Source organism: Acinetobacter sp. BMW17, assembly GCF_001592855.1.
In the GTDB taxonomy this organism is placed as follows: domain Bacteria; phylum Pseudomonadota; class Gammaproteobacteria; order Pseudomonadales; family Moraxellaceae; genus Acinetobacter; species Acinetobacter johnsonii.
This window is the reverse complement of the sequence record NZ_LSOD01000024.1, coordinates 35,315-53,697: the sequence shown is the minus strand read 5'-3', so window position 1 is coordinate 53,697 and position 18,383 is coordinate 35,315. Positions and strand designations below refer to the sequence as shown.

The 18,383-nt window shown below is 41.7% G+C and carries 15 protein-coding genes; 9 read left to right on the top strand and 6 right to left on the bottom strand.

Annotated features, from left to right (window positions below):
- Nucleotides 1-170: 170 nt before the first annotated feature.
- From dnaE to AXW61_RS06870, 9 genes are all read left to right on the top strand, one after another.
- Nucleotides 171-3,740 (top strand): DNA polymerase III subunit alpha, encoded by a 3,570-nt coding sequence (gene dnaE / locus AXW61_RS06910; RefSeq protein WP_062033568.1) that lies wholly within the window; start codon nucleotides 171-173, stop codon nucleotides 3,738-3,740.
- 33 nt (nucleotides 3,741-3,773) lie between these two features.
- Nucleotides 3,774-4,622 carry an RNA methyltransferase gene (locus tag AXW61_RS06905; RefSeq protein ID WP_062033565.1) on the top strand — a complete coding sequence of 283 codons (849 nt, stop codon included), beginning with the start codon at nucleotides 3,774-3,776 and terminating at the stop codon, nucleotides 4,620-4,622.
- The gene (gene cysE / locus AXW61_RS06900) at nucleotides 4,615-5,424 is read left to right on the top strand and encodes a serine O-acetyltransferase (protein WP_004696365.1); all 810 of its coding nucleotides are present in this window, start codon (nucleotides 4,615-4,617) and stop codon (nucleotides 5,422-5,424) included. Before AXW61_RS06905 ends, cysE begins: the two co-directional genes overlap by 8 nt.
- 123 nt (nucleotides 5,425-5,547) lie before the next feature.
- Nucleotides 5,548-6,450: a hypothetical protein gene (locus tag AXW61_RS06895; RefSeq protein WP_062033562.1), complete on the top strand. Its 903-nt coding sequence runs from the start codon at nucleotides 5,548-5,550 to the stop codon at nucleotides 6,448-6,450.
- A gap of 132 nt (nucleotides 6,451-6,582) precedes the next feature.
- Nucleotides 6,583-8,589, top strand: a complete 2,007-nt coding sequence (locus AXW61_RS06890) for an alpha/beta hydrolase (RefSeq protein WP_062033560.1) — start codon at nucleotides 6,583-6,585, stop codon at nucleotides 8,587-8,589.
- Nucleotides 8,590-8,841: 252 nt separating this feature from the next.
- Nucleotides 8,842-11,475, top strand: coding sequence for a DNA mismatch repair protein MutS (gene mutS, locus AXW61_RS06885; RefSeq protein WP_062033557.1), 2,634 nt, complete (start codon nucleotides 8,842-8,844; stop codon nucleotides 11,473-11,475).
- Between the two features lie 497 nt (nucleotides 11,476-11,972).
- Nucleotides 11,973-12,296, top strand: coding sequence for a ferredoxin FdxA (gene fdxA / locus AXW61_RS06880; protein ID WP_004696359.1), 324 nt, complete (start codon nucleotides 11,973-11,975; stop codon nucleotides 12,294-12,296).
- Nucleotides 12,297-12,428: 132 nt separating this feature from the next.
- Nucleotides 12,429-13,148: a D-Ala-D-Ala carboxypeptidase family metallohydrolase gene (locus tag AXW61_RS06875; protein ID WP_062033555.1), complete on the top strand. Its 720-nt coding sequence runs from the start codon at nucleotides 12,429-12,431 to the stop codon at nucleotides 13,146-13,148.
- A 133-nt stretch (nucleotides 13,149-13,281) separates the two neighbouring features.
- A complete protein-coding gene (locus AXW61_RS06870; RefSeq protein WP_062033552.1) occupies nucleotides 13,282-13,947 on the top strand; it encodes an O-methyltransferase in 666 nt (221 codons plus the stop codon).
- Nucleotides 13,948-14,088: 141 nt separating this feature from the next.
- Here the strand turns inward: AXW61_RS06870 and AXW61_RS06865 are convergent, their stop codons facing one another.
- From AXW61_RS06865 to lptC, 6 genes are all read right to left on the bottom strand, one after another.
- On the bottom strand, nucleotides 14,089-14,931 hold the full coding sequence (locus AXW61_RS06865; RefSeq protein ID WP_004696353.1) for a universal stress protein: 843 nt from the start codon (nucleotides 14,929-14,931) through the stop codon (nucleotides 14,089-14,091).
- A 128-nt stretch (nucleotides 14,932-15,059) separates the two neighbouring features.
- On the bottom strand, nucleotides 15,060-15,671 hold the full coding sequence (locus AXW61_RS06860) for an acyltransferase (protein ID WP_062033549.1): 612 nt from the start codon (nucleotides 15,669-15,671) through the stop codon (nucleotides 15,060-15,062).
- Complete coding sequence (locus AXW61_RS06855) at nucleotides 15,664-16,260, bottom strand: YigZ family protein (RefSeq protein WP_062033547.1); 597 nt, start codon at nucleotides 16,258-16,260, stop codon at nucleotides 15,664-15,666. The genes AXW61_RS06860 and AXW61_RS06855 overlap by 8 nt, the downstream gene beginning before the upstream one ends.
- A gap of 262 nt (nucleotides 16,261-16,522) precedes the next feature.
- Nucleotides 16,523-17,269: an LPS export ABC transporter ATP-binding protein gene (gene lptB, locus AXW61_RS06850; RefSeq protein ID WP_062033545.1), complete on the bottom strand. Its 747-nt coding sequence runs from the start codon at nucleotides 17,267-17,269 to the stop codon at nucleotides 16,523-16,525.
- Nucleotides 17,269-17,835 carry a lipopolysaccharide transport periplasmic protein LptA gene (gene lptA / locus AXW61_RS06845; protein WP_062033543.1) on the bottom strand — a complete coding sequence of 189 codons (567 nt, stop codon included), beginning with the start codon at nucleotides 17,833-17,835 and terminating at the stop codon, nucleotides 17,269-17,271. Before lptA ends, lptB begins: the two co-directional genes overlap by 1 nt.
- On the bottom strand, nucleotides 17,825-18,367 hold the full coding sequence (gene lptC, locus AXW61_RS06840; protein WP_062033540.1) for an LPS export ABC transporter periplasmic protein LptC: 543 nt from the start codon (nucleotides 18,365-18,367) through the stop codon (nucleotides 17,825-17,827). The genes lptA and lptC overlap by 11 nt, the downstream gene beginning before the upstream one ends.
- Nucleotides 18,368-18,383 lie beyond the last annotated feature (16 nt).

Sequence of the window (18,383 nt, the reverse complement as noted above, 5' to 3'; positions counted from 1 at the left end):
AGAAACAATGCGACTGACATTGCCTTTTTTAAGTCGTTTAGAACTTACTGACAATAAAATAAACAGTCCAAACACTGTAGCCTATTAAATTTTGCCAATTCATTTGAATCGCACTCAGAATGAAGGCAGAGCATGTTAAACTATTCAGCGGTTTTTGCAGGGACTCACTTATGCACTTTGTACATCTTGGTATTCATACAGAATTTTCAATCACAGAATCAATTGTACGTATACCTGATTTAGTCAAAGCTGCTAAGACAGAAGGTATGCCAGCCCTTGCCATTACTGACTTATCTAACTTACACGCTGCTGTAAAATTTTATGGTAAATGCTTAGATAATGGCATCAAACCGATTATGGGTTCAGAAGTTCGCTTGAACGATGCTGAACATCGCGTGACTTTATTAGCAATGAGCAATGTTGGCTGGCGTAATCTAACCGAACTGGTTTCAGAAGGTTTCATCCGTGGTCAACAGCTTGATATTCCTTGCGTTGCAAAAGACTGGATTTTAGAACAAAACCATGACCTGATTGCGCTACTTGGCATGCGATCTGATGTCGGCAAAATGCTCTGTACATCGAATCCGCAAAAAGCCGAACCTTTACTCGAAGAATGGATTTCAAAATTTGGCAATCGTGTTTATTTGGCTCTATGTCGAACAGAACGCTCAGGTGAAGATGACTTCAATTATGAAGCCTTAAAACTGGCTAAAAAATATAATATTGGTGTAGTTGCACACAACGATGTGCACTTCATGAAAGAAATCGACTTTGAAGCACACGAAGCCCGAGTCTGTATTGCCGATGGTTATGTATTAGGGGATAACCGCCGACCAAAAAATTACTCTCCAGAGCAATATTTTAAATCTGGCCAACAAATGGCGGAATTATTTGCAGACATTCCCTCTGCAATTGAAAATACTTATCAGATTGCTAAACGTTGTAACGTTACCCTGCAATTAGGTAAATACTTCCTGCCTGACTACCCTATTCCTGAAGGCCATACCATCGACACCTACTTTGCACATTTATCCAAAGAAGGTTTAGAAGAGCGTTTAGACTTTTTATATCCACCTGAAACGCGTGATGAATACTGGCCCGAAAAACGTAAAGAATATGATGATCGTTTAGAGTATGAAATCGGGACCATTCTTAAAATGGGTTTCCCAGGTTACTTCTTGATTGTCATGGACTTCATCCAATGGTCTAAAGGTAATGGCGTTCCGGTTGGTCCAGGCCGTGGTTCAGGTGCAGGTTCACTTGTTGCCTACAGCTTAAAAATTACGGATCTCGATCCTCTCCCATACGGACTACTCTTCGAACGCTTCTTAAACCCAGAACGTGTTTCAATGCCCGATTTCGACGTCGATTTCTGTATTGCTGGTCGTGATCGTGTGATTGACTATGTGGCGCGTACATACGGACGCGATGCAGTATCACAAATTGCCACTTTCGGTACTATGGCAGCTAAAGGTGCCATTCGTGATGTGGCACGTGTCTTGGGTAAATCCTATGGTTTGGCAGACCGAATCTCAAAAATGATTCCGACTAAACCTTTAGGTTTAAGCCTCGAAGAGTCGATTGAAGCAGAGCCACAGCTTAAAGACATTGTCACCAACCCATCTAACCCAGACAATGACGATGCCGCTGAAATTTGGGAAATGGCATTAAAACTCGAAGGCATTACCCGTAACACAGGTAAACACGCAGGTGGCGTGGTCATTTCCCCGACTAAAATTACCGACTTTTCTGCCGTGCTATGTGACGCAGATGGTACAGGCCGTGTTGCACAGTACGATAAAGACGATGTTGAATCTGCAGGTCTGGTGAAGTTCGACTTCTTGGGTCTACGTAACTTAACGGTCATTGAAGATGCCGTGAAGAATATCAATAAGCGCATTCAGTTAGATGTGCCTTTAGACATTGCCTTCATTCCGCTTGATGACAAAGATGCATACCTCATCTTTGCCAATGCCAACACTACAGCGGTCTTCCAGTTTGAATCCGTGGGCATGAAAAAAATGCTCAAGGAAGCACGTCCAAGCAAATTTGAAGAAATTATCGCCTTCGTATCCCTTTACCGTCCGGGTCCGATGGACCTGATTCCAGACTTTATCCACCGTATGCATGGTGGCGAGTTTGAATATCTCCATCCCCTACTTGAAGGTGTACTTGAGCCGACTTACGGCATTATGGTTTACCAAGAACAGGTAATGCAGGCAGCGCAGTATTGTGCGGGCTATAGCTTGGGTGGTGCGGACTTACTTCGTCGTGCGATGGGTAAGAAAAAGCCCGAAGAAATGGTCAAACAGCGCCAAATTTTCACGGAAGGTGCAGCGAAAAAAGACATTGATGAAGCCACTGCCAACCATATCTTTGACTATATGGAAAAGTTCGCAGGTTATGGCTTTAACAAATCGCATGCCGCAGCTTATGCCTTAGTGGCCTATCAAACGGCATGGCTCAAAGCGCATTATCCAGCTGAATTCTTAGCAGCGGTGATGTCATCGGAAATGCAAAACACCGATAACGTGGTGTTCTTGATTGATGACTGTCGACACAATGATATAGAGGTATTGCCGCCTTCGGTCAATATGTCCATCTATCAATTCCATGCTTCGGACGACAAAACGATCGTCTATGGGCTCGGTGCAATTAAAGGCGTCGGTGAAGCGGCGATGCAGTCGGTTATTGACTCGCGTATTCAAGATGGGCCGTATCGTGACTTGTTTGATTTCTGCCATCGTATTGATCTGAAAAAAATCAATAAGCGGACTTTAGAAGCATTAATTCGTTCAGGTGCTTTAGACTGTCTAGATATTGAACGCTCAAGTCTAATGGCGCAGCTACCTGAAGCTGTACAAGCAGCGGATCAAGCTCGCTCAAACCGTGAAACAGGCATCATGGACTTGTTTGGTGAGGTTGAAGAAGTACAACGTAAACCCGCCAAACCTGTTAAGCCATGGTCAGACGAAGTCCGTCTCAAAGGTGAAAAAGACACTCTAGGGTTGTATTTAACCGGCCACCCAATTGATGTCTATCGCACTGAGTTGAAAGCGTTTATTCCGAACAAAATTAATGAACTTACCCCAACCCGTCGTGGTGTCACTACAGTTTTTGCAGGTCTCGTGGTTGATGTAGCCAACTTCCCGAACCGAATGATGGTGACCTTAGATGATGGTACCTCACGGATCGAAGTCTCTGCAAACCATGAACGCTTTATGCGTTTTAAAGACATCATTCAAAATGAAAAAGTGATGGTAATTGAAGGTGAAATTTACGAGCGTGAAGGTTTTGACCGTCCAATGGGTCGCTTAACCAAAGCATTTACCCTAAATGAAATTCGTCAAAAACGCGCCAACTGTATTCAAATTCGTCTCGACCCAACACATAGTACAAAAACACTGAGCCAAGATTTAAAAAATATTCTTGCACCCTTTTGTAATGTCGATATGTGTAATCACATCCCGCTGCAATTGCTGTTGGACTACCCGTATGCCACGGCTGAATTGCACTTAGGGATTAATTGGAAAGTGGCGCCACTGGATGAACTACTTTCCAAACTCCGTGACTATTTTGGTAAAGAAAATCTTCATGTGGAATATCAAGTCAAATCCAAAGCAGCCAAAGCGGTGAGCTATGAAGAAGCCAAACCTGTAGATGTACCACCGCCCCCTGCGGATATGAGCATGGATGATGCCATGGACTTATATCAAGCTGAAGTCGGTCAGTTCTCTTAATTATTTAAATTTTAAAGATTCATTGGAAAAATCATGAGCCAATTTGACAATGCTGCTGTTTCAGCGCATCTCTCCCATGTGCGTATTGTCATGGTCAATACCACACTCCCTGCGAACATTGGTAGCGCACTGCGCGCCATGAAAACAATGGGACTCTCAAAACTGGTTTTGGTTGCGCCAAAAACCTATCCACATCCCGATATCGATGCTTTGGCTGCGGGTGCAACTGATTTAATCGAGCAGATTGAAATCGTTGAAACCCTTGCCGATGCCATCAAAGACTGCCATTTAGTGTTTGGCACGAGTGCGCGTAGTCGTACCATTCCTTGGCCTTTGCTAGACGCACGTCCCGCGGCTGAAAAATCAATTTCAGCAGTGGTGAATGATCAGCAAGAGGTTGCTGTTGTATTTGGCCGTGAAGACCGCGGACTGACCAACGAAGAACTGGCTATGGCCAACTACCATGTCACCATTCCTGTAAATACAGACTATGGCGTGCTAAATGTGGCTCAAGCCATTCAAGTGATTTGTTATGAAATGCGTATGGCAACACTGGCTGTTGTGGAAAGCGGTGAAGATGAAGCTGCAACCATGCCTGTCACAGATACAGAGTCTATGCAGTGGGATGAGCCTTTGGTCACCCATGAGCAAATGGAACAATTCTACCCGCACATTGAAAAAATGTTGGCCGAGATTGAATTTTTAGACCCCAAAAATCCACGATTACTGCCTTTACGCTTGCGTCGTCTTTTTGGACGTATACAATTAGATCGTATGGAATATCATTTACTTCGTGGTATTTTTAGTCGTGTACAAGCTTTAAATAACGGCACATGGAAAAAGTCAAATACGGATCAAACAGAGGATCAATCTAATGCTTAAACAGCTCAAAGAAGATATACAAGCTGTATTCGCGCGCGATCCTGCGGCACGAAACACTTTAGAAGTTCTAACCACATATCCAGGCATTCATGCCTTGATCATGCACCGTATGGCGCATGAGTTATGGAAAAAAGAATGTAAAGGCTCAGCACGTTTATTGTCTTCTTTTAGCCGTTTTGCAACAGGTATTGAAATTCACCCGGGTGCGAAAATTGGTCGTCGTTTTTTTATTGACCATGGTATGGGCGTCGTGATTGGTGAAACCGCTGAAATTGGCGACGATGTGACCTTATATCACGGTGTCACTTTAGGTGGAACTACATGGAATAAAGGCAAACGTCACCCGACCTTAGAAGACGGCGTGGTGGTTGGTGCTGGTGCTAAAATTTTAGGCCCTTTTACTGTCGGTAAAAATGCGAAAGTCGGCTCAAATGCAGTCGTCACCAAAGCTGTTCCAGCCGACACCACCGCAGTTGGTAACCCTGCACGCTTTATTTCTAAAGATAAACCAAAAGATGAGGCAGAAACACGTCGTCGTGATTATGCAGAAAGTATTGGTTTCCAACCTTATGCTGCCACGCAAGACCAGTCAGACCCTATTCTTGAAGGTATGCGTGTTCTACTTGACCGCATTCAGTTGAATGAGAAACGGATGAACACCCTATGCCAACGTTTGTCTTTGCTTGATCCAACTTTTAAAAAGCAACAACAAAATGAACAACCTTTTAGTGCTGAAGAATTGAAAATTTTGGAAGATGTACGCCGCGAATGTGAAGCTCAAAGCCTGCCATCCAACGACTAAACATGAAAAGTGTTAGTTTTTGAAAACCTGCCTATAGCAAACCTTGCATGTTCATCAGAGTTTTTTTAGACTGACGAACATGCCTTTTATACCACTTCTTAAAATAATGAATGGATGAACCTTATGATGCTTAAACCCTTAGCGGTTGCTGTTCTTGCTGTCTCGTTTTTAACAGCGTGTAGCTCAAACCCAACGAAGAACAATAGCGATACCATCGTTTTTACAGAGCCTGAATTAACTGCACCATTTTATGCACTCAATCCATTTAATTATGATGCGCCACCTCCATTTGAAATTAACTTAAAAAAAGCAGCGGCTCAACCCGTAACTAAAATGGAAGTGACTCGCTCTGACGATCCATCTAAAAAACTGGTTTTAGACACCAATAAACTGATTATTCCAACCGTAAACAGCAAAGACCGTCAGTTGAAGTTTGCCGTACTGGCAGGCGACAATGAAGTCGACATTACTGAAATTGATGACTTCTTACAGTTGGTTGAAGGCAAAGCCCGTCACTACCCACCACGTTTTACAGAACGCCAAGAACGTAAAGGTTTTGAGTTAAAACTAAAAGAAGTGACACAACAGCTTGATACGTTAGCATCGAAAGACAATGCTTCATTTGATGTACTGGTTCGTGCGTTCAAAGCTAGCGTTATGGCACGTAATTTAGACCTCGGTTCAGTCTATACCACCAAATCTTTGGCTTATGCACAGCGTATTTTAAAAATTAACCAAGAAGACCCTGAAGCAAACTTCTGGTTCGGTTTTGCTTTGTCTGAAGGTGGTGGTCAACGCGAAGCAATGCCATACCTCGATAAAGCAATGAAAGCTGGTGTTCAAGAAGCCTATTTAGCGACAGCAAATAACTACATCGCGATGGAACAAAAGAAAAATGCGGTGCAAACCTTGAAAAACTACAAATTGAAATATCCACAAGAAGCTGAAGTTGCGGATCGCTTGATTAATGAAATTGAAAAACAAGGTCGTTGGAATGTTTGGCAAGTTCTAAATACTGCAAAATAATTCCATCACTTCTGATGTACCTAAAAATAGACCGAATTTTCGGTCTATTTTTATTTTAGGCGAATTGATAAATCCGAGAATTATCGTATGATTTAAAAAATTCAAAAGAATAAACGGTAGTCGACGCTTTTTATGCCTAAATACATCCGTAGCACCTTGATGATGACCACTCTCGTTTCGCTTTTGAGTGGTTGCCAAGTGGTCAGTGTGAAAAATCAATCACTGAATGTCACGATTACCAATGAGCGTGAGAGTATTTTAACGCGGGATAAGCTCAGTGAAGCGAGTCTAAACGTGCTGTCTATGACGGGTCGAGAAGCCAAAATCTGTTCAGAGCAACCTGAAGAATGTGTCAGTGAACTCAAACAAATTCCACAAATTCAAGATGAACAGCTCCTCTCTACTGCCAGCGAACTCTATCTCGCTAAAGCACTTTCCTTAGAAAAATCATCAGCCTGTAAAGTGAGTATTTTAGCCAAGACCCAGTCTGAAGAAAAACAGGCGCTGCAAAAACAAAACTACCAAAACTGCCTAGATCAACAACTTGGTATGCTGGATAAAAGCATTCGCTACAGTTATGCCTACATGTTTAACACCAAACGTGGCCCGCAAGACCGTATTTTTGATAACCGACAAGTCCAACTGCGTGACTTTTATAACCAGGCTATCGCTAAACTTGTAAATAGTTATGGCTTACGCCATGGGCCATCTGAAGTCGGTAATCAAATCAAAGTGGGACAAAGTATTTACCGTATTAATTATGATAACTACCCACTTTTAAAAAACCGTCAAGTTGAACAACTGATGTCAACTTACAATATGAACTTTTCAGGCCTGCGCTCTATCACACGTCGCGATGGTTTTGGTTCAGAATTTCTGATTGTCCTCCCACCTGAGCACAACGATACCTCACCCGAAAAAGCCAAATATATTGTCGATCCACTGCATTATCAGTATACCAATGGTCGTAATCCTAACATTCACAATGCCCGTTATTTAGCAGCGACCATTACTGCTCAGCCACGCTCTGCATCTAGTATCGATGAGATCTTAAACAACCCTGAGTTTGAAATCTCAGCTTATGATCCCTATAAGTTTGAATCTGCGAAAATTGCAGGCAAAAGCTACCCACTCGCTGCAAACTTTTCTGCACCTTATGGCTTATGGTTAGCACAAAACAATTTAGGTAAAGCCGCGTATTTATCACTGATTGATCGTGATGCACGTCTCACCATGCCGCACCTATACATGCTTGAGCCATACAACCCAAATAAAAAAGTGGTGGTCCTCGTCCACGGTCTAGCCAGCAGCCCAGAGGCATGGATTCGTCTGACGAATGATGTCATGGGCGACCCCGTGCTACGTGAGCACTATCAAGTCTGGCAAGTGTTCTACTCGACCAATATGCCAATTTTAGAAAGTCGTTTCCAAATCTATGCAATCATTCAACAAAGTTTTAATTTGGTCGACAGCAAAGCACCTGCCAAAAAGGATGCCGTGCTAGTGGGTCATAGTATGGGCGGCATTATTGCGCGGCTTTTGGTGAGCGATGCTGACTTAACCCCTGCGGCAATGAAACTGCTACCCAATCGACGTGTGCAACAATTTAAAAATGACCCTCTGTTTAAATCACGCCTCGACATCCAACCGATTCCAAACTTTAGTCGTGCCATTTTCTTAGCAGCACCACATCGTGGGACAGAGTTTGCTGACCGCTGGTTTACCCTTGCAGCACGTAAAGTCATTCGTCTACCTGGTGCGTTTTTGGGAGCACTGACTGATGTTATACAAAGTAGTGACCCTGACCTACAAGCCTTCATTAAAGATGTCGATAATGGACTCATTCAAAATGGGCCAAGTGATCTCAGCAAGAACTCTAATTTTACTCGGTTAACTAAAAATGTCGTTCCACACAAAGGCATGAAATTCCACAGCATCATGGGGAATGCGACCAAAAGTGATGACCTCAATATCATTACAGACGATGTCGTGCCTTATACGAGTGCCCATCTAGATGGTGCATTGTCTGAGAAGATTATTAAAGGTGGACATTCTATTCAAGAAACGCCTGAAGCTGTTCTTGAGTTACGTCGTATCCTACGGTTGCACCTGACTGAACTCGGTCTGTATAAGCCTTAAATCTTAAAAAGCCTAAACAGATGTTTAGGCTTTTTTATTTTTGCTTTACACCTAATGCCTACAGCAATAATCACTTGGCTGTTTAACAACTGTTCGCTTTATAGATGATTTATTGTTTAGTCGTTTTCAATTTTGCTAAGATATTGCCATTCAGACAATAGCTGTTCATAGCACATAAATACATACGGTAAGCGGCGTCGCTCGGTCTATTTTTATATTGTGCATTTTCAAAGATTTAAGGATTTCACCTACATGAGCAATTCGGGAATCATAACTGATTTGTCCACCCTCACTCCCATGATGCAACAGTACATGGGCGTCAAAATGCAACATCCGCACTCTTTGATGTTCTATCGTATGGGTGACTTCTACGAGCTATTTTTTGAAGATGCACACAAGGCCGCTAAACTTCTCGGAATTACCCTAACCCATCGTGGCAAAGCCAATGGTGAACCTATCCCTATGGCAGGCGTTCCTTACCATGCAGCTGAAGGCTACCTTGCTCGCTTGGTGAAAAAAGGCGAAACCGTCGTCATTTGCGAGCAAATTGGTGAGGTTACAGGTAAGGCCCCTGTTGAACGTGGCGTTGTCCGGATTATTACACCGGGTACGCTGACAGATGATGCCTTACTGACGGCACATCAAAGTTCAAACCTTGTGGCGCTTTGCGTACAACAAAATGAAATTGGTATTGCATTGTTAGATTTAAGTGCAGGTTTATTCAAAGTTCAGCAACAAGAGTTCCAACTTGAGCAACTCGGCATTGAACTGTCTCGTCTGATGCCAAGTGAAATTTTGGTCGATGAAAATATTGTCGACCCCAATATCATTGAACACATTAAAAAACTGCTCGACTGCCCTGTGACACGCCGTCCAAATGTCGACTTTAATTTAAACAATGCACAAAAAACCTTATGTGATCAGTTTGCAGTATCGACTTTAGCTGGTTTCGGTATTGACCATTTGCCGCTTGCCAAAGCAGCAGCAGCATCCCTGATTCATTATGCCAAAGAAACGCAAAAGACTGCCTTGCCGCATATTCGTTCGATTCAACTAGAACAAAGCAGTGATTTCATTGCGCTTGATCCTGTGACGCGGAAAAACTTAGAGTTGGTTGAGCCTCTGTTTGAACACGGCACGTCATTATTCCAACTCATTAATGACTGTCAAACTGCAATGGGTGGACGTTTACTTAGTCGTACACTGATGCAACCGTTACGTGATACCAAGCTCTTAGACGCACGTTTAGATGCTACCAAGAGTCTTGTGGATGGCTACCATGAATCGCCAGTCCGTTTAGTATTAAAAGAGATTGGAGACATCGAACGTGTCCTCAGTCGGGTGGCTTTAGGTAGTGCCCGTCCACGCGACTTAGTGCAACTGCGCCAAGCTTGTGCACAAGTCCCTTATTTACGTCATGCCATTCAACCCGTGATTCAAAGCAAGCAGTCCGCTCTAATTACCCAATTGAATGAGGAATTAGGTGATTTCCATGGCTTACATCAACGTTTAATGTCTGCCATTGTTGAATATCCACCTGTGCTTTTACGGGATGGAAATGTGATAGCCGAAGGTTTCGATCAGGAACTGGATGAACTCCGTAAAATCCGCGATCATGCAGGACAGTACTTGATCGACCTTGAAATTCAAGAACGTCAAAATACTGGAATTTCGACTTTAAAAATTGGCTATAACCGTGTCAGTGGGTACTACATTGAACTGACCCGTGCACAAGCCGAGCAAGCGCCTGATCACTACATTCGTCGTCAAACCTTGAAAAATGCTGAGCGTTATATCACCCCTGAGCTAAAAACCTTTGAAGACAAAGTACTTTCAAGTGAGTCCCGTGCATTAGCCCGCGAAAAAATGCTGTTCGAAATGCTTTTAGATGAACTCCGCGCCGACATTGGTCATTTACAAATGATGAGTAGCGCTATTGCGCAGATCGACCTCTTAGCTAACTTTGCACATCAGGCTCGCTTACGCAATTGGTCACGTCCTGAGTATAGTCCAGAAATTGGGGTTAAAATTATTGCGGGACGTCATCCAGTGGTTGAGGCTTTGAATAAGGCTACATTTACACCGAATGACACGACACTTGATTTCAACCATCGTATGGCCATTATTACTGGTCCTAACATGGGGGGTAAATCAACCTTTATGCGTCAAACGGCTTTAATTAGCCTATTGGCCTATTGTGGCTCATATGTACCAGCCCAGTCAGCAGTATTAGGTCCTATTGATCGAATCTTTACCCGTATTGGTTCTGCAGATGACCTATCTACAGGCAAATCGACCTTTATGGTGGAAATGACCGAGACCTCGCAAATCCTACATCATGCAACCAATCAGTCACTGGTTTTGATGGATGAAGTTGGTCGTGGCACCAGTACCTATGATGGTTTATCTTTGGCATGGGCTTGCGTACTCGACTTAACCAAACGTATTAAATGCTTATGTTTATTTGCCACACACTACTTTGAACTGACCGAGCTGGCGAAAGAAACTGCTATTGATAACTACCATGTCACTGCAAAAGAACTCAACGGCAACCTCATTTTGTTACATAAAGTCCAACATGGACCTGCGAGCCAAAGTCACGGCTTACAAGTAGCAAAATTAGCAGGTATTCCTGCCAGTGTGATCAAAGAAGCACAAAATCGTCTGAAAATTTTAGAGAAGCAACAACTGCAAAAACCTAAAGTCGTTCAAAATGATTTGTTTGCTGTAATAGAAACGCCTGAACTTGAAATCATTGAGCGTGTGGTCGAAATTGAGAAACCTTCTGCCGCACTTGAACTACTCAAGAGCATTGATGTCGATAATTTAAGTCCACGTGAAGCCTTACAGCAGCTTTATGCATTGAAAGATCAGTTACATTCATAATGGATTTGCATTTTCGCAACTCATCTAGACCGTCAAAATGACGGTCTTTTTTATTGTCAAAAGCAGTTTTCAGCAAAATGTTCAGTTTTTATCAAATTTAACAGCAAGAAACTCAATCATACTTAATTTTTATACAGGACAATCAGTTCACCAATGGATTAGTAATATCAACTCATAAATGACTAAGTTCTATGCATTCAGATCAAAAATTACATGGAATGATTTTGATATTGGAATCTCTTTACCATTTGCAGATGTGACATAAGTTGCACCTAAAAAACTATTATTTAAGTTATTGTTTTCTATAATTTCTTAAAGCTCGATTTTTCCCATAAAAACCCCTTTAAAATCAATACACATTCTAATAAAAATCATAAACATAGTCTTATTTCACGCATATAAATAACAAATATCAATAAAAGCAATTGTTAGTTGGTGCTGTTTTTGCCTAAAATACACATTAGTTATTAGAACCATATTTTTAGGTAGCCTTCGCCATGACCTTTGTTGTCACTGAAAATTGTATTAAATGTAAATATCAAGACTGCGTAGAAGTTTGCCCAGTAGACTGTTTCTATGAAGGTCCAAACTTTCTAGTGATCAATCCGGATGAATGTATCGATTGCGCACTGTGTGAACCTGAATGTCCAGCAAATGCAATTTTCTCTGAAGATGAACTGCCAGAAGGTCAAGAAGTATTTATTGAACTAAATGCTGAGTTATCACAAACTTGGCCGAACATCACCCAGATTGGCGACCAACCTGCTGACCGTGAAGAATGGAACGGTAAAGCAGATAAGTTACAATACTTAGAAAAGTAAGCCAGAAAAAGATCAGCATAAGCTGATCTTTTTTTATACCTAAAACACACATTTGATTGCAATATTTCCAATTTTTCCTCACAAATTTGGATTAAAATAATAGGCGTATTTTTTAAATATTTGATTTCTATAATGAAGAAATTTTTAAAGGGATTATTTGCGGTTAGCATAATCCCCTTGGTGATGATTGGCTGTACGACTTCATCTCACAAAGGCAAGACCATCACGACTCCTGATGGAAAACGTATTTTTATCCCGCAAGAGAAAATTAGTTTTGACCGCCCTGCTCTACCTAAAATTATTCCTTATAACTACAATTCATGGATGTCTGTCGGTGACACGCTAGCACGCGTACGTGAGTATGAAGTTTTTCTTGAACGCAATGGTGTGGGAAATATCATCCCAAGCTTTGAACTGCTCAGAACAGCGCGTGATTGGCAAAAATGTGGTCGTTCACAGTACATGATTCCAAACCGTGAACTTTGGAAAAACCAAATTGCGACCTTAAAAGTTTTTAAATACTTAGTTGCAGCCAAAGTACTGACCGATTTTGAAGTCACTTCAGTTTATCGAGATCTGCCTTTAAACCAATGTGCTGGCGGTGCAAACTCGTCACGCCACTTATTCAATTCTGCCATCGATTTTCGAATTGGGTCTGAAAACCCACAGCCCGAAGATTATGCTTATATTGAAAATACAAAATATCGTCTATGCCAATTTTGGACCCAACATGGTCAGAGCTTGAACATGGGCTTAGGTTTATATGCTTCTGGCCAGATTCACATTGATACACAAGGATATCGTACATGGGGCCCAGACCTCAGTCGCAATTCTTCGATGTGTAGTTACTAATCTTTAAAAATTAAAAGGGGTCAATATGACCTCTTTTTTTTTGAGCATTGATTTCAACAAATATGGTCGGAAAAATTGCACTCTGAAAATAAAAGTTTAAAATGCTCCACATCGCAACCAAGGTGAACATGCTATGCAACAAATGTGGACAGAGATTGATAACTATATCGATGCACATTTAATTCCTGAAGACCCCATTCTACTGCAAACTTTAGAAAATACAGAGAAGCATGGTTTTCCAGATCACTTAGCTGTTGCACCGAACCAAGGCATGCTTTTACAAATGCTGATTCAAATGAATCAATGCAAGCGTGTACTTGAGCTCGGCACTTTTGCTGCCTATAGCACCATGTGGTTAGCGCGTGCCTTACCTGAAGATGGTTATATTTTAACGATTGAAGGTCGTGATACGCATGCCGCGATGGGTCAAGAAAATATCGACAAAGCTCAGCTCAAACAAACGGTTGAACTCAAATGTGGGCGTGCAGCAGATATCCTTAAATCACTGCCTGCAGACATTGACCCTTTTGACTTTATTTTCATTGATGCCGATAAACAAAGCTACCCAGAGTATTTGGAATTAAGCCTGAATCTATCTCATTCAGGTACTTTGATTTTCCTCGATAACGTGATTCGTGCAGGCGATATTATCAATCCTGAAAATCATAAACCAAGTATTGAAGGGATTCGAGATATGTTCAAAGCGATGCAAAACCATCCGAAAATTTTGTCATGCACTGCACTTCAAACGGTCGGTAGCAAAGGACATGATGGATTTGCCTTAGCCATTGTAAAATAAGCCAAAACTTAGATTAAAAAACAATCGATTAATTTAAGCTTATATAAATTATAAACTTACATTTACTGTCCATATAGTTATCCACAATTAATGCGGATAACTATGGATAAAACAGTTCCAATTTAGATAAATCACTCTAAATTAACGAGCGACCAGTAAGGGAACTTTGGCATTCCTAAAAATAGTGGTTGCAATACTGCCCAAGAAGAACTGATGAATTTTACTGTGGCTAAATGCACCAAGCACAATCAGTTGTATACCATGCTCATTTTGGTATTCCAGAATATTCTCAGCCACGTCGCCATAACGATATTCTGTAATCACATCCAAATTTGCATCTTTCAGATATTGTTCAGGCTCTCTTAAAATTTCAGGATGGTCACCGACATAGACCAAATGGCATTGTAAGAGGCGCAGTAAATCACTTTGCGCAATCCGTTTCATCATCTTCACACACGTCGGTGAATACTCGTAGGCAAAGATAAAGCGCGTAGGTGGCTTAAAGCTATCACCTACCGTCATGACGGTACAGTTTGCGCCACGGATAAAGTTCTCGACATTACTACCCAGTGGTTTATTACGTTCAGCCGATTTCTCACCCACACGGCCAATCACCACAATGTCATCTTCATGCAATAAGTTAAAACTTTGCTCTAGAAAGTCACCCTTTTCTTGAATATGCGTTGTATGTAGGCCATGCGTTTCGAGAATGAGTTTAGAAATATGATCGAGTAAATTATTGCTATAACTGAGCGCAAGTTCACTTTGTTTTTGCTCTAATTCAGCCAGTTCTTTGAGCAACATTGCATTGCTTTCAAATCCAATTACCCCGCTAATTTCACCTAAGTGATAACTTGCAGGATAATAATCCAAAACTTGTAAAAGGACCAATTCCCGCCCCGTCTGTTTAGCAATCCACGCCGCAGCTTCTGCTAGGGCATTGATACAAGGGGAAGAATCAATACATGCAATGACTCGTTTCATTATCGCCTCTCATTACACCGCATTTGGTATAAGGTCTCATTGTTGTTCTAAACTTAGCATATCTTTTTTTTTGATGGCAGGTTTTTATGTAATTAAGTATTGATAAATGTTCAATATTCTTTGATATCTTAATCACGTAAACGAATAAACTGAGCAGGATTGCCAGCAACAATCGATTGCTCAGCGATATCTTTGGTCACCATGCTATTCATCCCCACCACAGCATGTGCACCAATTTTCACTCCATCTTTCACGCCCACATGCGCACCCAACCAAACATCCCGTCCAATTTCTATCCCTTGTGAACGCACAGGTTGTTGATAAATAGGATCACTGAGCGCCATGCCATGATCAAAGGCATATAAGTGACAATAGGCTGCAATACGCACTTGATCATGTAGCTTAATCCCAACACGACCACCATCTAAAATACAATGGTGGTTGATCGCGACTTCGCTGCCAATCTCTAAAGGCCCATGCAAAGTACAATCGGCAGCAATAAAAGTGTTGTCCCCAATGACAATTTTGCGACCAGGCTCTGCAAAAATGTGTGCCAATGGAGAAATAAAACAGTTTTGACCAATTTCAACGGTTTCCATTTCCATTAGATAAGCTTGGTATTCTTGCTGCCATACTTCAGCCCACACACGGTTTTTAGGCTTGAGCGACCAATACAACCAGGGCATATAGTTTAAGCGATGCTTATGCTGCTCACGATATTTTAATAAGGGATCAGTCATGATGGTCATCCACAATTTTTAACGCTTCACGTCCACGGGTTACATCTTGTATTTTAAGTGCGAGCGCTTCAATCTGATGCACTTGTAATAATGCCTCTACAAGCACGCCATCCGCAGTATATTGCACATTAAATTCAATCTGCTGGCTATTCAGCTCGTACTGGAAAATCGACCATTCATTAAATTGGCAGGCAAAATGCACTTTTTTCTTTTCAATGAGTTCTATTTTTTCAGCCATCAGTAAACACTGACCTGCTGTTCCACCATAAGCACGTACCAACCCGCCTGTGCCTAGCTTGACGCCACCATACCAACGATTGACCAAAACCAAAACATTGGTCAGTTCATTGCCTTCAATGGTCGCTAAAATAGGACGACCTGCGGTACCTGAAGGTTCACCGTCATCATTGAAACGAACATTGTGGCCAATTTTCCATGCCCAGCACTGATGTGTGGTGCTGATATCTTTATATTGCTCTAGAAAATCTTTAACAGCTTGTTCATTTTCTACAGGCACAGCAAAAGCTTGAAAACGACTTTTCTTAATGTCTTCTTCATAGCTCACTAAACTAGAGATGGTAAATGGCATAGCGTAATTTTTAAAAATTTCACAAAAAATTATAACGTATTTTCAATCAGCTATCGTATGAAAATAGCTTTTCGCTTTAAGCCCACACGAAATAAATAGATATGCATACTGTGTAGCATGCTGAAAAAGCGATTTCAAAAGGATGGCAGAACGCGCAGTTTGAATATAAGGGGATGCCCTGTTATTAATTCAATGCAAAGCGATAGATTAAAAATATGAGAGGGAAATCTGCGCCAATTATTTTCATTGGCGCAGAATAATCTTATACAGTGAAATCATCACCAAGGTAGACTTGACGAACGGTTTCATTGGCTAAGATTTCATCTGGAGAACCTTCAGCAATCACCGCACCCTCGCTCACGATATAAGCACGTTCACAAATCGCCAAAGTCTCACGAACGTTATGATCCGTAATAAGAACGCCAATACCACGGTCTTTTAGGGTACGAATAATATCTTTAATGTCACCCACTGAAATTGGATCAACTCCAGCAAAAGGTTCATCGAGCAACATAAATTTTGGATCGGCTGCCAGTGCACGTGCAATTTCAGCACGACGACGCTCACCACCAGACACACTCATACCCAATGAATCTTTAATATGACTAATTTTGAAATCGGCCAGCAATTCATGCAAACGCTGTTTACGTTGTTCTTTGTTCAGGTCTTTACGCGTTTCCAAAATCGACATAATATTTTCAGAAATGGTGAGTTTTCTAAAAATTGAGGCTTCTTGAGGTAAGTAACCAATGCCTTTACGCGCACGTTCATGCATGGCCAAATCAGACATATCTAGGTCATCAAGATGAATTTCACCTTTATCCATACGCACCATTCCAACCACCATGTAGAAACTGGTGGTTTTCCCTGCACCATTAGGGCCAAGTAAACCTACGATTTGTCCGCTTTGCATGCTAAAAGATACATCTTTCACTACCCAACGCTTACTGTAGTTTTTCGCGAGATGCTTAATACATAGGGTTTGTGGCTGATTGAGAGTTTGCTCCATTAGTCACGCACTCCTGGGAAGGACTGAGAACCTGAAGGTGGAATCACAATTTGAACACGACCGCTCGATGAACCACTGTTGTTTGGTGTACCAATTGCTTCGATGTCACCTTTGTTCATACTATAACGCAATGTATTACCGCGAATACTGGCACCATCTTGTTCTAAAAGTGCACTGCCCGATAAGGTAATAATGCCTGTTTCTGCATTATAAATAATCTTTTGCGCCTGACCTTTGGCAATACCCTTATTGGTACTGACCTGCTGCTGGAAACGTGCAGGCTTACCATTGGCCGTAATGGTGCTAATTTGGCGAGTTTGATTTAAATTGGCAACAATCGAATCCGCTTGTAGTTTCATCGTGCCTTGTTCAATGATGACATTGCCGGTGTACGTCGTTACACCCGTTTTTTCATTAAAAGTTGCACGATCTGCCACCAGCGAAATCGCTTTACTACGGTCACTTGGCAGCGCCAAAGCAAAAGTTGAAACAGCCACACCTAAACTCAGTGCAAGTGTTTGCTTGAGGAAAGTTTTCGAAATAGAAAATTTTGGATTATGGTTCATACTTCCCTCGAATATGGAAAAAGTCATATTGACCCGTATTTAAATTCGCTTTTAAGCCCTGACTGACAAATTCTGCTTGTGGTGTCGTGACAACCACTTGATGCTGAGATTCCAATTCACGCGTATTTGGAAACGCGGTCAGTTCTGCAGTCTCAAACTGCATCTGACCTTGATCCAACATTTTCTTTGCAACCACTTGATTTGTCAGAACGACTTTTTCGTTGTCGTTGATACCATTGGCTTGCTCGGCATAGAAAGTCGCATCTACTTTTCCATCTTTATACATCTCAGCATTTAAGTTCTCTAACTTAGAGGTCTTCTTTTGCATGTCCTGCTCAAGACGATCTACTTTTGCGCGGACGTATAAATTACCCTGCTCATCTGTTTGAGTCAGTTGGATCTGTTCAGCAGAGTAGGTCATGCTTTGCGCACCATCGACCTCGAGCTTTTGCCCTTTTCCGCTGTAATAGTAATAACCACTACTGATAGCCGCAATGGCTACAGCAGTGATATATAAAACTTTAGTATCCATAAATGTTAACTAAACT

What these genes read in the sequence shown, in the direction of transcription:
- cysE (WP_004696365.1), top strand. Translation starts at nt 4,615, where the DNA reads ATGCTTAAACAGCTCAAAGAAGATATACAAGCTGTATTCGCGCGCGAT.
- AXW61_RS06875 (WP_062033555.1), top strand. Translation starts at nt 12,429, where the DNA reads ATGAAGAAATTTTTAAAGGGATTATTTGCGGTTAGCATAATCCCCTTG.
- AXW61_RS06895 (WP_062033562.1), top strand. Translation starts at nt 5,548, where the DNA reads ATGATGCTTAAACCCTTAGCGGTTGCTGTTCTTGCTGTCTCGTTTTTA.
- AXW61_RS06905 (WP_062033565.1), top strand. Translation starts at nt 3,774, where the DNA reads ATGAGCCAATTTGACAATGCTGCTGTTTCAGCGCATCTCTCCCATGTG.
- AXW61_RS06860 (WP_062033549.1), bottom strand. Translation starts at nt 15,671, where the DNA reads ATGACTGATCCCTTATTAAAATATCGTGAGCAGCATAAGCATCGCTTA.
- AXW61_RS06890 (WP_062033560.1), top strand. Translation starts at nt 6,583, where the DNA reads ATGCCTAAATACATCCGTAGCACCTTGATGATGACCACTCTCGTTTCG.
- dnaE (WP_062033568.1), top strand. Translation starts at nt 171, where the DNA reads ATGCACTTTGTACATCTTGGTATTCATACAGAATTTTCAATCACAGAA.
- AXW61_RS06855 (WP_062033547.1), bottom strand. Translation starts at nt 16,260, where the DNA reads ATGCCATTTACCATCTCTAGTTTAGTGAGCTATGAAGAAGACATTAAG.
- mutS (WP_062033557.1), top strand. Translation starts at nt 8,842, where the DNA reads ATGAGCAATTCGGGAATCATAACTGATTTGTCCACCCTCACTCCCATG.
- fdxA (WP_004696359.1), top strand. Translation starts at nt 11,973, where the DNA reads ATGACCTTTGTTGTCACTGAAAATTGTATTAAATGTAAATATCAAGAC.
- lptA (WP_062033543.1), bottom strand. Translation starts at nt 17,835, where the DNA reads ATGAACCATAATCCAAAATTTTCTATTTCGAAAACTTTCCTCAAGCAA.
- AXW61_RS06865 (WP_004696353.1), bottom strand. Translation starts at nt 14,931, where the DNA reads ATGAAACGAGTCATTGCATGTATTGATTCTTCCCCTTGTATCAATGCC.
- lptC (WP_062033540.1), bottom strand. Translation starts at nt 18,367, where the DNA reads ATGGATACTAAAGTTTTATATATCACTGCTGTAGCCATTGCGGCTATC.
- lptB (WP_062033545.1), bottom strand. Translation starts at nt 17,269, where the DNA reads ATGGAGCAAACTCTCAATCAGCCACAAACCCTATGTATTAAGCATCTC.
- AXW61_RS06870 (WP_062033552.1), top strand. Translation starts at nt 13,282, where the DNA reads ATGCAACAAATGTGGACAGAGATTGATAACTATATCGATGCACATTTA.